The sequence below is a fragment of the Microvirga ossetica genome, from assembly GCF_002741015.1.
Classification (GTDB): Bacteria; Pseudomonadota; Alphaproteobacteria; order Rhizobiales; family Beijerinckiaceae; genus Microvirga; species Microvirga ossetica.
In genome coordinates, this window is sequence record NZ_CP016616.1 from 2,206,143 (window position 1) to 2,219,568 (window position 13,426).

Genomic DNA, 13,426 nt, shown 5'->3' on the forward strand with positions numbered 1-13,426 from the left:
ATTCAACCGATTGAGGAAACCGATAATGCCGATGTTTTATAGTTCCCGATCCGACAGCCGCTCCATCAAAGCCCGTGGGCGCATCGCGGCGATGCTCAGGACCATCTCGGTGTGGACCTGTGTTGCCGGCGCAGCCTGGATGAGCCCTGGGGCGGCGCTTGCGGATTCGCCCGTCTACGAACTCGGTCCCCAGGACAAGATCCGCGTCAGCGTCATCGAGTGGTTCACGGGAGCCGGCGAACTGCGCTCGCCCATCAACGGCGAATACACGGTCAGCCCCAACGGTCTCATTTCGCTTCCGCTCGTCGGCGATGTGAAGGCTCTCGGACTCGAGCCGACGGTTCTCGCCACGCAGGTTTCCGAAAAGCTGCAGGCGAAGCTGTCCCTGTCCGAGCGCCCGACCACGTCGATCGAGATCGTTCAGTTCCGCCCGTTCTTCGTGATGGGCGATCTCGAACGTCCGGGTGAATATGCCTATCGTCCCGGGATCACTGCCCTGCAGGCCGTCAGCCTGGCCGGCGGCTTCTATCGCGCCGCTTCCCAGACACCCGCTCAGGCACAGCGGGAGGCGTTGCAGGCTGCCGGCGAGCGCCGCTCCTTGAGCGCCCGCGTCACGGAGCTGATTGTTCGCCGCTTCCGTCTGGAGGCCGAACTCAAGAACGCCGAGGCGATCGAGTTTCCTGAGGACATGTCCTCCCGCAAAGCGGATCCGGTCGTCGCGGCGGCGATGCGCCTCGAAGGCACGATCTTCGACGCGAGACGCCGCGCCTTCAGCACCTCCATCGCCGCACAGAAGAAGCTCATCGATCTCTACGGACAGGAAATTCAGGCTCTCAAGGCTCAAGCGGAAAGCCTCGAGCGCCACAGGGATGCCACCAAGCAGCAGGCGGACAACCTTCGCTCGTTGCAATCGCGCGGACTGGCCACCATGGGCCGCGAATTCGACATCGACCGCATGCTCGCCGATGTCGCCATCCGCAAGCAGGAGCTCGACGGGAAATCCTTAAGGCTGCAGCAGGAGCTGGTGAAGGCGGAGAACGCCACGCAGGAGGCCGATGCCCGCCGCAAGCAGGACATTGCGGGGGAGCTGCAGACCCTGCAGGGCGCGCTCGACGATTTCGAGCAGAAGCTTCTGCTCGCCGACCAGACGCTCGCGGAAACCGAGCTCATGCCTTCACGCAACCAGCGCCCCGGCTTCAAGCTGGTTCGCCAGGATGCTTCCGCCACGGAGACGGAGATCGTCGCGACGAGCGCAACGCCCCTGCAGCCGGGTGACATTCTCGTCGTCCAGTTCGCCCACTCGGTTCGTACGAACGTTGCCGGGCGCGAGACGGGCTCGACGCTCGGTGCGCAGGTTCCTCCCAATGGCGCATCCGTGACGGAGGCTAGCGCAGCTCGATGACGCAGCCTGGTGTATCGCATATCGACGAGTCTCGGACGCATCGGGCCATCCTGGGCCTGCGTGTCTCCGCGCTCGTCGAAACTCTTCTGTTTCTCGCCGTCGCCCTGCTCGTGGATTCGCTGCTCGGGGCAGGAGACCGCTTTTCCGAAATATCCCCTCACCCCTTCTGGATCATCGTTCTCCTCGTCTCGACCTATTACGGGACGAACGAGGGTCTTGCGACCGCGGCCTTGTGCGCCGTCGCCGCGCTCGCGGGGCACATTCCCGAGCAGGGCTTCAACGAGGAGAGCACGGCGTGGCTTCTCAGGGTGAGCGCCGATCCGGTGCTCTGGATCATGGCGGCCTTGCTCCTGGGCGAGATCAGGTCGGGCCACCGGCACCGGTTCGAGGCACTCAAGGGAACGCTCGAGAATGCGCGTCGGCAGGTGGCGGCTATCGCGCAGGCCTACGAGATGCTGTCCGAGTCGAAGAGCACGCTTGAAGTCCGTGTCGCGGCGCAGGTTCAGACCGTGCAATCCGTCTATCGCGCCTCCCGCTCCATCGAGCGTCAGGGAACCGATGATGTGCTCGCCGGCATTCCCGACCTCGTGCGCGCGATCATGGCGCCGGGGAAATTTTCGCTGTTCCTGTTGAACGGCTCGTCCCTGTCCGTCTCGGCGAGCGAGGGCTGGCATGCGAGCGATGGGTTTCTGAAGGCATTCGGATCCTCATCATCCATGTTCCAGGCCATCGTCGCCCGTCAGCAGACGCTGCTTGCCTCCGACACGTCCCACGAGTCGACTCTCGCGGGCCAGGGAATTCTCGCGGCGCCTCTGGTGCATGCGCAGACCGGAGCGGTCTTCGGCATGCTGAAGATCGAGCGCATCGGCCTGACGGGCCTGAACCCGGCGAGCGTGCAGAACTTCAAGACCCTGTGCGAATGGATCGGCACCGCTTATGCGAACGCCGAACGGATCGAGGCGCTGAAGGCGGTGCGTGATTCCGATCCGATGCAGCAGCTCCTGCCGGGATCCTTCTATGACGGCCAGCGGGCGGCCCTGACCGATCTCGCGCGGGAATCCGGTTTCGACGCGTGCGCCTTCTATGCCGGTTTCGAGCCGGAGGCCGGCCATGGCGTTCCGGACGAGGCTCTGGTCGCGCAATCCGTGCTGCAGGCCGCGCGCGACATCCTCTCGCCCAACAACCTGCGCTTCAACTTCGGCAAGGGAGGATGGACCTATGCCGTTCTCCTGCCGGGGCACGAGCCGCATACGGCCGACGATATGGCAAAGCGCTTCATCCGCCGCGTCTGCGCCATCCTGGCGGAAGACGGCCACCCGGTGCGTTCCCGCCACCTCGTCGAAATTCTTCACCGCAACCGGCGCGAGAAGAGCCTGCGCTCGGAGACTCTTCTCGATGTCACCATCCAGCTGCCTGTCGATGCTCAGCAGAAAGCTTGAAAACCTCCGGTCGCGGCCTGAGCTGCTGATCGGCGGCTCGGTTGCGGCCGAGATCGCCCTCGTGCTTCACGGTTGGTCTTCGGGCGCCGCCATGACGGAGCTTGTGCTGTTTCACGGCATCGTATCGGTTTTCATCATTGCCGGCAGCCTGCCATGGCTCCGCCGCAGCGATTCCAGTGCGGGCATGGCGCTCTATGTCGTGTCGCTCGTGGCTCTCGGGCCCATCGGAGTCGTCGGCTGCGCCGTGATGGAGCTGGTGCGATGGATTTCGAGCCGCTCCTCGATATCCTTCGAGGAATGGTACGAGCGCCTCTTCCCGCGCGCCCTCGCCGACCGCGCCCAGGCGCTCTACGAGCTGATCGAGTGGCGCGGCGCGAAGCCGAGCCGGGAAAGCACGGTCGCGCCGTTCTGCGATGTGCTCGACCAGGGCTCGGTGGTGCAGAAGCAGTCGGTCGTCACCCTGATCGCCGACCATTTCAAGCCGGAATTCTCGCCCGCGCTGCAACGGGCCCTGAACGATCCCGAGCCTGCGATCCGGGTGCAGGCGGCAACGGCGGTGGCGCGCATCGAGAACCACTTCCTTCAACGATCCGTGGTGCTGCAGGAGGAGCGCGCACGGGATCCAGGCAACCCATCGATCATGCGCAGGATCGCTCTTCACCACGAATCCTATGCCCAGACCGGCCTGCTCGATTCCGAACGGGCGGCGAGCGAGCGGACGATCGCACTCGACATCAACATGAAGCTCCTTCGGGCCTCGCCCCGCGATCCGGAGCTCGTCGCCACCGTTGCGAGGCTTCTCCTCGAACTCGACCGGCCTGGGCTGGCGATGCGTCTGCTCATGCCCTGGCTGCGAGCGAAATCGATTCCGCACCCGCTTGTTGCTCCCATGGCGGATGCGCTCTACAGCCTGAAGCGGCTCAGCCTCCTGCGCCGCGTCAGCGCCCGGCTGCTCTCTAGCCTCACGGCGAGCGCGGAGGACGAACCGATCCGCGCCTCCCTCGGCCTGTGGACGCCCGCCCATGGTTGAGAATCGCAGCACCACCGAAACCGAAGCCGATGTGTGCCTCATCGTCGAAGGCGCCTATCCCTTCGTGGCCGGCGGCGTATCGAGCTGGATGCACGACCTGATCCAGGCGCAGAGCCATCTCACGTTTCACCTGATCGTGCTCTCTGCGGACGACAGCCCCAAGGAGAGTCGCTTCAAGCTGCCGCCGAACGTGATCGGCATGACCGAGATCGCCCTGCAGCAGGATTCTTCGCGGGTGCCGATCGTCTCCGGCCGCCAGGATATCGCCAAGGATATCGAAGGACCCATGACGCGCCTTTTCGAGCGCGGCGGGCTCGCGGATTTCCGGCAGCTCCTCGACGTCCTTGAGCGCCATGGCGCCAATGTCTCTCGCTCCTCGCTCCTCAACACCGAGGCGATCTTCGCCATGGTTGAGCGCATGTATGAGCGCTCGACGCCGGGAAGCTCGTTCCTCAACTATTTCTGGAGCTGGCGCGCGCTGGCGGGCGGCCTCTTCTCCGTGCTGCTGGCCAAACTGCCTCGTGCCAAGGTCTATCATGCGATCTCGACCGGTTATGCGGGCGTCGCCATGGCGCGCGCCGTTCTCACGACGGGCCGCTCCGGCATCCTGACCGAGCATGGCATCTACACCAACGAGCGCCGGGTCGAGATCGCGATGGCGGACTGGCTCTCGGATCAGATGCCCTCGTCCCTCGATATCGAAGGGCGGCGGCGCGACCTGCGCGACGTGTGGATCGACGCCTTCACCGGCTATGCCCGCACCTGCTACGAGGCGTGCAGCCGCATCACCACGCTCTATACGGGCAATCAGGTCCTGCAATCCCGCGACGGCGCTCCGGCGGAAAAGCTCCAGATCATCCCGAACGGCGTGGACTACGACGGCTTCTCGAAAGTGCCCCGCGATCCCTCGCCCCGCAGGCCGACCGTCGCCCTGATCGGACGGGTCGTTCCGATCAAGGACGTGAAGACCTTCATCCGCGCATCCGCCCTCCTGCGCGACATGGTGCCGGATGTGCGCGTCCTGCTGCTTGGCCCGACGGATGAGGATCCTGAGTATTTTCACGAATGCCAGCAGATGGTCGCTCATCTCGGCCTGGAGAACACCTTCGAGTTTTCCGGACGCGTGAAGCTGCAGGACTATCTCGGCAACGTCGATGCCATCGCGCTCACCAGCATCAGCGAGGCCCAGCCGCTCGTCCTGCTCGAAGCGGGCGCGGCCAGCGTGCCGAGCGTGGCGACGGATGTGGGCTCGTGCCGGGAGATCCTCCACGGCCGTGCGGACGAAGTCCCGTCGCTCGGCCCGGGCGGCTTCGTGACGCCGCTCTCGAATCCGCTGGCGACGGCCAAAGGCCTCGCCGATCTTCTGCTCGACGACAATCTCAGAAAGCAATACGGCGAGGCCATCCGGGCGAGGACGGAAAAGTACTACAACAAACGCGTCGTCGACGGACTCTATCGGGACCTCTATCAGGATCATCTGGAGATGCCGCAAAGATCGGCTCTTGCTCTAGAGGATGTGTGATGGCCGGAATTGGTTTTGCGCTCAGGACCCTGGTCGAGCGGGATGATCTGAGCGCCCGGCTTCAAGGCTATGGCCATGCCGCCATCGTCGCCGCGGGTCCCTGGCTGTTCACGGTTCTGGCGCTCGCGGCTTTCGAGGCCGCCACCAAGGGCGTACTGGATCGCGAGGCGCTGTCGCGGGTCACCGCACTCCTGATCTACAATTTCTCCTTCTCGCTGGTCTTCTCCGGGCCGATCGTCATGGTGCTGACGCGCCATCTCGCCGATCTGCTGTACGCCCGGCAGGCCGAGGAGGTTCCCGGCGTCCTGATCGGCGCGCTCATCCTGCTCTGGGGCATCCAGGCTCCTGTCGGCATCGCCTTCGTCACGCTCGTTCTCGACCTCTCCGCAGCGGAGAGTCTTCTCGCGCTCCTCGGCTTTCTCGTGACGGGAGGGGTGTGGCTGGCCTGCGTGTTCCTCTCGGCCCTGAAGAATTACCGCGCGATCAGCCTCGCCTTCGCGCTCGGCATGCTGGTCGCCTTCGCGGCGGGAACCTATCTGTCGCCGCGCTACGGCGAAGCGGGTGCGCTTGCCGGCCTCACCCTCGGCCTTGCCGTCATCTTCTACATCCTTCTCGGCTGCATTCTCGCCGAATATCCCTATGGCATCAGAAATCCGTTCGGGCTTCTGCCGTCCTTCCGGAAATACTGGGATCTCGCCTGCGTCGGGCTGTTCTACAACGCCGCCATCTGGGTCGACAAATGGGTGATGTGGCTCTCCCCCGACGGTCAATCCGTGGCGCCGGGAGTGATCACCAATCCGTCCTATGACAGCTCGATGTTCCTGGCCTATCTGACCATCGTCCCGGCGCTGATCCTCTTCCTCGTCTCCATCGAGACGCGCTTCTTCGAGCAATATGTCGCCTTCTACAGGGACATCCAGAACCATGCGACGCTCCAGAGGATCCGGCAGAACCACAAGCTCATCCTGAGCGTGCTGGGCGAAGGGATCAGGAACATCGCCATCGTTCAGGGCATCATCTGCTACCTGGCGATCCTGGTCGCGCCGGGATTGATCGGCCTGGCGAAGGGCGGGATCGAGCTCGTCTCGATGTTCCGGTTCGGCGTTCTCGGCGCCTTCTTCCACACGCTGCTGCTCTTCGCGATGATCGTGATCGCCTATTTCGACCTGCGCCGCATCCTGCTTGGCGTCACGTGCCTGTTCTTCGCCTCCAACGCGATCCTGACGCTGGCCTTCATTCCCTTCGGCGCGCCGTGGACCGGCTACGGCTACTTCCTCGCCAGCCTGCTCTCGTTTGCGGTCGCGTGCCTGGCAGGCATCTGGTGCATCACGCGCCTGCCCTACATGACCTTCATCGCGAACAACCGCGGGCTGCACTAGGCCTTCCCCGCACCGGCGGCTCCGGCCGAGCCCTGCCGGCTGGCGCGGGCGGTCCCTGTCGCCTGCGCATAAGAGAGGGCTTGACCTGAGCGGCTGCCACGGTCTCTCTTGGGCGCCTCGACCAACGCGGCCGCAGCCGCCATCCCGAGGAACTGGATTGGACTGGGACAAGATCAGGCTGTTCTACGAGGTCGTGAGCGCCGGCAACTTCACCCGCGCCGGCGAGAAGCTCGGCGTCAACCAGTCATCGATCAGCCGGCAGATCAGCGCCCTCGAGCATGACCTGAAGATCCCGCTGTTTCACCGGCATCCGCGCGGCCTTGTCCTCACCGAGCACGGGGACGTGCTGTTCCGGGCGGCGCAGGACATCCGCCTTCGCCTGGAGGAGACCCGCCAGCGCCTCACGGAGACGAGCGAGCGGCCGGCGGGCGATCTCAGGGTGACGGCCACCGTCGGCATCGGCGGCATCTGGCTGGCGCGGCGCATCACGGAGTTTCTCGACCTCTACCCGGAAGTTCGTGTCCAGCTGATCCTGACCAACGACGAGCTCGACCTCTCCATGCGCGAGGCTGACATCGCCATTCGCCTGCGCCGGCCGGCACAGCCCGACCTGATCCAGCGCCGCCTCTTCACGATCCAGTACCATGCCTATGCCGCGCATGCTTATCTCGAGCGCTTCGGAGAGCCGGAGCGCATCGAGGATCTCGACCGCCACTCCATCGTCTGCCTGGGCGGCGACCAGCCGACCTTCATCCTCGACCTGCATCGCCTGACGAGCATCGGGCGCCCGGCCCGCGATCCGCGCCCCAGCCGGTTCGTGGTCAACGACAGCCTCGCGCTCCGGCACGCCATCGAGAACGGAGCCGGGATCGGCATGGCGCCGGATTACGCGATGAGCAACAATCCCAAGGTCAAGCAGGTTCTCAGAGACGAGCAGATGCCGGTGCTCGACAGCTATCTCGTCTACCCGGAAGAGATGCGATCGGTCGCACGCGTCCAGGTCTTCCGCGACTTTCTCGTCTCGAAGGCTCAGCGCTGGGATTTTTGAGGACGCGGAACGCAGGCCCGGAACAGGCACGGCACGCGGGACGGAGACCGCTCGATCTCACTTTCTCCACGTTTCTTCGGCTATTTACCGTTTTCCTTCGAACCCCTGGGGACCGCCCCGATGTCACGATCCTTTATTGCCGTTCTCGCGATTGCGCTCGGCCTTCCCTTCCTGATCCTGCTGGCCCTCGTTTCCTCGGCCTCAGGCGTCAGCATGAGCGTATTCACGCATGCGCTCGGCCTCGTGATCACGTCGATTTTCCTGATGCTGGTCGTCTACGAGATCAAGCGGATCGTCGATCTGCCGCCGGATCTGCATTGACGGCGGACTTGAGGATCAAGCCGATGGCCCGATCCTCAAGCTTTCAGGCTGGCCGCGTTTGGCTCAAGCGGCAGCTCTCGATCGGCCGGGTCTCTCCTCCACCGCCGCTCCCTCCAGAGCAACGAGCAGGACGCCGATGTCTTCGTGAAGAAGATCGATGGCGTTGCTGGCGTATTCCCGGTACTCCTGCTTGATGTATTCCGCCTCGAACTCCCATGAGCCATCGTCATACTCGGCATCGTAAAATGCACGAGCAACCAGTTCTATCTGATAATTCATGTATGCCCCGCCGCACCATTGAGGTGATTTCTTCTCGGTTGGCCTGAGGCGCGATTACGCGATACGGAACAGTTTTACTGGGTCGCCGTCAGGACGATATCAGGAGTACCGTCCGATTCGACTGATCCGCAATTCGCCACTTGGACTACTCCCATAGAGGTATGACGCCATACCCGAAGAGGGATGACGTGCGCTGCGGGCGGGGTCTGGCGCCGGAGGCACCGACAAATATTCTTATTCCCCTGGGGTCTGGGTCTCGCCGTTCTGTGCGGCGCTGAAATGCCCGGCCGCCCACATGGCAGCCTGTGTCCTGTTGCTCGCCTTCACCTTGCGCAGGATCGCCTTGATATGCACCTTCACCGTCGCCTCTGCAACACCGAGTTCCCGCGCAATCACCTTGTTCGAGGACCCCAGCGTGAGGCAGCGCAGGATCTGGGCTTCGCGCTCCGACAGCTTGTTCAGGAGCCTGAGGGTGTCGTTGGCCGGTATGGCGGCCGCAGAGGCGAGGCCGCCCGCCGGTGCACGCCGCATCTGGTCGAGAAGGGCGAGGCCAATGGACGCCGGGATGAAGGTTTCGCCGAGCATCACCATCTCGAATGCCTTGACGAGCGTGGGGCGCTCCATGTTCGTCGGGCAGAAGCCGTCGACGCCTGACCGGCAGAGTTGCGGAACCGTTTCAGGATCCATGGTATCGGTGAGAAGGATGACGCGCGCCGAAGGGCAATGCGCCTTCAGTTCCTGTATCGAGGCCGCATATTGCTCCGGCGTCCAGGCCTCGCAGATGACGACGAGGACGGGCACCTTGTCGGCGAAGGCCCGCAGGCCTTTCATGTCTTCGCTGACGTCGTCGGCCGGAGTGAAGCGGGTTCCGGAGAGGATATGGCGGAGTCCGGCACGCAGCAGAAAGTTCTGGCAGATCAGCACCGTCGTCACATTCTCAAAAGGGTCCTGGGCGATCGGGAGGATCTGCTCCTTGTAGACAACGTCGTGCCCCATGATTTTATGCCCCTTGTTCGTGTTCGGCGATGCGCAGTCGAGGATCGTGACGCCGATCGCCTTTTGATGATCAGGCGAGAAGCCTTGGTTGAAAGGCGCCATATCCGGAAAGCCGATCCGGTGCCGGATCATGCCTGCCGACAACCGCTCCAGGAGGTATAGGTTCCTCAAATTCGCAAGACCGAAAGAGGTACACCACTCCTTGCGGATGCCATGGCACGGAATGAGTAATCCGTCCGATCGATGTTCCATACCTGCTACAATGATTCGCCATCACACGCACTCGGCCTGCTTTGAAAACTGGCAGCCTTCCACATAAGGCTGCGCTGCACTCGACGAGGCGCGGCTCAGCATTCGCGTGACCTGCTTCTCGGGGATCGGCTTCGAGAACAGATAGCCCTGCATCTCGTTGCAGCCGGCATTGTGAAGAAAGTTCTTCTGCGTCTCAGTCTCGACGCCTTCGGCGGTGACGGTCAACGACATGGCATGGCCGAGCGACACGATGGCCTTGATGACGGCCGCCGCCTTCGTGCCCTGTCCCAGGCTCTGCGTGAAGGACCGGTCGATCTTGATCTTGTCGACCTCGAATCGATGCAGATAACCCAAGCTCGAATAGCCCGTGCCGAAATCGTCGAGCGCAATGCGAAAACCCGCCTCGCGCAAGGTCCGCAGCGCATCGGCGGTCGCGGATACTTCATCGAGCAGAACGCTCTCCGTCACCTCGAGCTCGACCCGCCGCGGATCGCAGCCGGTTTCGCGTACGATGGCGATGACCTGCTCGGCGAAGTTCGCGGTCCGGAACTGCACCGGCGACAGATTCACCGAGACGAAGAGATTGGGCCAACTTTGCGCGGCCTGACAGGCCTGGCGCAGAATCCACTCGCCGAGCGGCACGATCAGCCCGGTCTGCTCCGCGACCGGAATGAACTGGCTCGGCGGAATGAAACCGCGCACCGGGTGCCGCCAGCGGATCAGCGCCTCGACACCGACGATCGCACCGCCCGCTGCGATCTGCGGCTGGTAGGCCACTTCGAGGCCGTCATCGGCGTCGAGCGCGATGCGAAGCTCCTCCTCGACGATCCGGCGCACATTGATGGTCTCGTCCATCTCCGACGTAAAGGTCCGGAAGCAGTTCCGCCCCTCCGCCTTGGCGCGGTAGAGCGCAATGTCCGCCCGGCGCAGAAGCTCGACGCGGTCTGCGCTCCCATCGGGCGCAAGGACGAGGCCGATGCTCGTGCCGACGAACACCTGGTTTCCCAGAACGTCGTAAGGCTCCAAGGCCACGGCAAGGATGCGCTCGCACAACCGTTCCGCGCTGTTCGTGCCTGCCACCGACACATGCAGGATGGCGAATTCGTCGCCACCCAGCCGTGTGACCGTGTCGCGCTCGCCGAGAAGCTTCGCCAACCGAATGGAAAAATCGCGGATCAGGCTGTCGCCCGCGTGATGCCCGAGCGTATCGTTGACATGCTTGAAGCGGTCGAGATCGAGCATCATCACCGCGATGCGCGCGCCCTCCTGCGTGCGGGCGATGGCGTGGTTCAGCCGATCCTCGAACAGCGCCCGATTCGGCAATCCGGTCAGCACGTCGTGGAAAGCCAGATGATGAGCATGGGCCTCGCTTGCCTTCAGCTCGAGCACCGTCCTCTCCAGAGCCGCCGTCGATTGCTTCAGCCGATAGATGAGCGCGCCGAGAAGAAGCAGGATCGCGATCGCCGCGACCGCGGTCGCAGGACCGACGGACGAAAGAATCCGGTTTCCCGGAAGTTCCGGCCTCCAGATGAAGTAGCCGATGCGCCCTCTGGCATCGGAAGGGACGGGAACGGAGATCTCGCCGACCTGAGGGCTGTCGATCACGGAGAAGCGAAGGCCTTCGATCAGGTTTCGGTCGGAGATCTGCTTGATGAAGCTTCCATCGAGAAATCGGATGCTCACGAGCAAGTGTTCGCGCCCGCGAAGTTGCGGAACCGCGTCGGATTCGGGCACGATCTTCATCACGCTCACGGCCGCAGGCCGGCCGAGGAGCTCGAGCAGATGGGCATCGTGAACCGCACGGCCGGTGACAAGATAGTCAGACGCGCCGGGACCCGCGATATGCTGTCCGTGAGCCGTGTCGGAACCTTGCCGGAGGCCTGAGACGAGGTTGCCGATCTGCGCGCGCACCCGATCATAGTCGCGCACGGACACGCGTTCGGAGGCGATGGCGGCTGAAATCGGCTCGTCGCGCTCGTTCAGGATATAGACTTCGTCCTGGCCGAAAGTCTTGCAGAGCCATACGCCGATATTCGCATCGATCCATTTGAGATCGAGCTCGTTCTGACCGAGCTCCATCACCAGATCGTCCCAGACGGCCACCATCTCCTGCTGCTGGGCGAGTTCCTGAACGGCGGCGCGGATGCTGCGGTCCGCGGTCCGAAGCTGGCGTTCTGCGGACATCTCGTTGCTGCTGCCGACCGCCCGGAAAATCGAGAAGGCGCCGAGAGAGAAGGTCGCAAACGCGACGAGCAAGACCGGCAGCAGGATGCTGCGCAAAAAGGACTGCTCTGGACGATTGAAAAATAACAAAGCCTTCGACACGGCGATACCGGAACGGCCTCGGCGCCGGTCGGACGGTGAAGTCCGACGGCCGAGATCGATTAAAACAGGGATTGGGGATGAGAACCGCCGGATTCGCACCGACCTGGCAGGATGGCATCATGCCTTTGAGTTGCGCGGCATCCGGCAAACAACTCAACCAGCCACAGGTATCATGTTCAGGGCTGAACATTTCTACAGCCCCGGCGAAGAGTCAATGAGGCGACTTACCTATCGGCAAGACTACAAACAAGCAGGGTTAACGGGCCGCGGCTTCATCTCCGGCGGACGAAGCGGTTCATTCCGGTTCTGCGTGGAGTTCCAGCGCCTGGATCAGCTCGAGGCACTTTTCGGCGATCGCGGCCGACACCTTGGGGTCGCCGTGGTGATGGCGCATGGCCACCGCGTTCGCCTGCTCGAAAAGGTCCGTCAGGTTGCCGGAGATGAAGGGGCGGCAGCTCGGAAATTCGAAGGCCCCGGCCTCGGGAGAAGCCTTCGTGCGCTTCGCTGCAGGCCGCTTGGGCTCGAAAAGCGTCAGAACCTCGCAGCGATCCGCAATTCTCTTGAGATCCTTGAACGCGATGATCTCGGCCATGTCCACTCCCACGCAACGCAACTGGCTCTGGCTTTATCCGCTTCCGGCGCCCTGAAGAAAAATCCGGGGGCGTGTCAGAACCATTCCGACAATAAACGCGTGGGTCGGTGAAGTGATCCCGCTCTTTCGGGGTAGGAGAATGCGACCTCGCGGTCCAACTCTTCTTGCCTGTGGACAACAGCCCGGTCAGCGCTCCCAGGAATGGCGCCTGCCCGACGGCCGCGTGGCCCCATCGATGCTCCAGGCGCCCGGGCCGGTGAACACGAACAGCAGGAACACGAAGCAGTACAGGATGGCGGCATCGCCGCCGTTCAGGACGGGATAGGGGCTCTGGGGAGCGTGGAACATCCAATAGGCGACCGCCATCTCGCCGGCGAGGAGGAAGGCCACCGGCCGGGTGAACAAGCCCACCAGGAGGAGCAGGCTGCCGATCAGCTCGAGGATGGCTCCGATGCCGAAAAGGGAGAAGAGCGCTGGCGTGCCGCCCTCCGGGGGAGCCGGAAAGCCGAAGAGCTTCTGCGTTCCATGCTCCAGGAAAAGGAGCGCCGTGACGATTCTCAGAACGGCCAGCGCATAGGGCGACCAACGATCGAGAGCGGCGAACATGCTAGTCGAACCTCCTGTGCAGGACCCGGACCGGCAAGGCCGGGCCTGTCCCGTCCCGGTTATATCGCATCGCTAGGGAAGAGGAACGGCACCCTACGCATATTCCTGTCGATCCGGCCCGCAGCCGGCTGCTCCCCTTCCGGAATTTCACAATGCGCTCACGCTAAATTGAGCCGGTTCGGCCTGCATCCGGCATCATCCAGCCTTGCCGGAATGACATTTCCTGTCAGCTTCC

The 13,426-nt window shown here is 63.5% G+C and carries 12 protein-coding genes; 8 read left to right on the forward strand and 4 right to left on the reverse strand.

Annotation, left to right across the window (positions count from 1 at the left end; genetic code table 11):
• Positions 1–25 precede the first annotated feature (25 nt).
• From BB934_RS10400 to BB934_RS10430, 7 genes are all read left to right on the forward strand, one after another.
• Positions 26–1,402 (forward strand): polysaccharide biosynthesis/export family protein, encoded by a 1,377-nt coding sequence (locus tag BB934_RS10400; RefSeq protein ID WP_099509563.1) that lies wholly within the window; start codon positions 26–28, stop codon positions 1,400–1,402.
• Positions 1,399–2,841 (forward strand): GAF domain-containing protein, encoded by a 1,443-nt coding sequence (locus BB934_RS10405; protein ID WP_099509564.1) that lies wholly within the window; start codon positions 1,399–1,401, stop codon positions 2,839–2,841. Before BB934_RS10400 ends, BB934_RS10405 begins: the two co-directional genes overlap by 4 nt.
• On the forward strand, positions 2,798–3,871 hold the full coding sequence (locus BB934_RS10410; RefSeq protein WP_157934122.1) for a hypothetical protein: 1,074 nt from the start codon (positions 2,798–2,800) through the stop codon (positions 3,869–3,871). The genes BB934_RS10405 and BB934_RS10410 overlap by 44 nt, the downstream gene beginning before the upstream one ends.
• A complete protein-coding gene (gene pelF, locus BB934_RS10415) occupies positions 3,864–5,393 on the forward strand; it encodes a GT4 family glycosyltransferase PelF (protein WP_099509566.1) in 1,530 nt (509 codons plus the stop codon). Before BB934_RS10410 ends, pelF begins: the two co-directional genes overlap by 8 nt.
• A complete protein-coding gene (gene pelG, locus BB934_RS10420) occupies positions 5,393–6,772 on the forward strand; it encodes an exopolysaccharide Pel transporter PelG (protein WP_099509567.1) in 1,380 nt (459 codons plus the stop codon). The genes pelF and pelG overlap by 1 nt, the downstream gene beginning before the upstream one ends.
• A gap of 157 nt (positions 6,773–6,929) precedes the next feature.
• Positions 6,930–7,820, forward strand: coding sequence for a LysR family transcriptional regulator (locus tag BB934_RS10425; RefSeq protein WP_099509568.1), 891 nt, complete (start codon positions 6,930–6,932; stop codon positions 7,818–7,820).
• A 120-nt stretch (positions 7,821–7,940) separates the two neighbouring features.
• Positions 7,941–8,141 carry a hypothetical protein gene (locus BB934_RS10430; RefSeq protein ID WP_099509569.1) on the forward strand — a complete coding sequence of 67 codons (201 nt, stop codon included), beginning with the start codon at positions 7,941–7,943 and terminating at the stop codon, positions 8,139–8,141.
• Between the two features lie 63 nt (positions 8,142–8,204).
• Here the strand turns inward: BB934_RS10430 and BB934_RS10435 are convergent, their stop codons facing one another.
• The 3 genes from BB934_RS10435 to BB934_RS10445 all read right to left on the reverse strand — a co-directional run bounded on the left by BB934_RS10435 (position 8,205) and on the right by BB934_RS10445 (position 11,852).
• Positions 8,205–8,420 (reverse strand): hypothetical protein, encoded by a 216-nt coding sequence (locus tag BB934_RS10435; protein ID WP_099509570.1) that lies wholly within the window; start codon positions 8,418–8,420, stop codon positions 8,205–8,207.
• A 234-nt stretch (positions 8,421–8,654) separates the two neighbouring features.
• Positions 8,655–9,548, reverse strand: coding sequence for a response regulator transcription factor (locus BB934_RS10440; RefSeq protein ID WP_237050243.1), 894 nt, complete (start codon positions 9,546–9,548; stop codon positions 8,655–8,657).
• 141 nt (positions 9,549–9,689) lie between these two features.
• Positions 9,690–11,852, reverse strand: a complete 2,163-nt coding sequence (locus BB934_RS10445; RefSeq protein ID WP_157934123.1) for a putative bifunctional diguanylate cyclase/phosphodiesterase — start codon at positions 11,850–11,852, stop codon at positions 9,690–9,692.
• 4 nt (positions 11,853–11,856) lie between these two features.
• Here BB934_RS10445 and BB934_RS47010 point away from each other — a divergent pair, with 4 nt between their 5' ends.
• Positions 11,857–12,696, forward strand: coding sequence for a hypothetical protein (locus BB934_RS47010; RefSeq protein WP_157934124.1), 840 nt, complete (start codon positions 11,857–11,859; stop codon positions 12,694–12,696).
• A 75-nt stretch (positions 12,697–12,771) separates the two neighbouring features.
• Here BB934_RS47010 and BB934_RS10455 read toward each other — a convergent pair whose 3' ends face one another.
• Positions 12,772–13,191: a DoxX family protein gene (locus tag BB934_RS10455; protein WP_099509573.1), complete on the reverse strand. Its 420-nt coding sequence runs from the start codon at positions 13,189–13,191 to the stop codon at positions 12,772–12,774.
• Positions 13,192–13,426: the final 235 nt, after the last annotated feature.

Coding starts and splice junctions, on each gene's coding strand:
- BB934_RS10400 (WP_099509563.1), top strand. CDS start 26: ATGCCGATGTTTTATAGTTCCCGATCCGACAGCCGCTCCATCAAAGCC.
- BB934_RS10405 (WP_099509564.1), top strand. CDS start 1,399: ATGACGCAGCCTGGTGTATCGCATATCGACGAGTCTCGGACGCATCGG.
- BB934_RS10410 (WP_157934122.1), top strand. CDS start 2,798: ATGTCACCATCCAGCTGCCTGTCGATGCTCAGCAGAAAGCTTGAAAAC.
- pelF (WP_099509566.1), top strand. CDS start 3,864: ATGGTTGAGAATCGCAGCACCACCGAAACCGAAGCCGATGTGTGCCTC.
- pelG (WP_099509567.1), top strand. CDS start 5,393: ATGGCCGGAATTGGTTTTGCGCTCAGGACCCTGGTCGAGCGGGATGAT.
- BB934_RS10430 (WP_099509569.1), top strand. CDS start 7,941: ATGTCACGATCCTTTATTGCCGTTCTCGCGATTGCGCTCGGCCTTCCC.
- BB934_RS10435 (WP_099509570.1), bottom strand. CDS start 8,420: ATGAATTATCAGATAGAACTGGTTGCTCGTGCATTTTACGATGCCGAG.
- BB934_RS10440 (WP_237050243.1), bottom strand. CDS start 9,548: ATGATCCGGCACCGGATCGGCTTTCCGGATATGGCGCCTTTCAACCAA.
- BB934_RS10445 (WP_157934123.1), bottom strand. CDS start 11,852: ATGTCCGCAGAACGCCAGCTTCGGACCGCGGACCGCAGCATCCGCGCC.
- BB934_RS10455 (WP_099509573.1), bottom strand. CDS start 13,191: ATGTTCGCCGCTCTCGATCGTTGGTCGCCCTATGCGCTGGCCGTTCTG.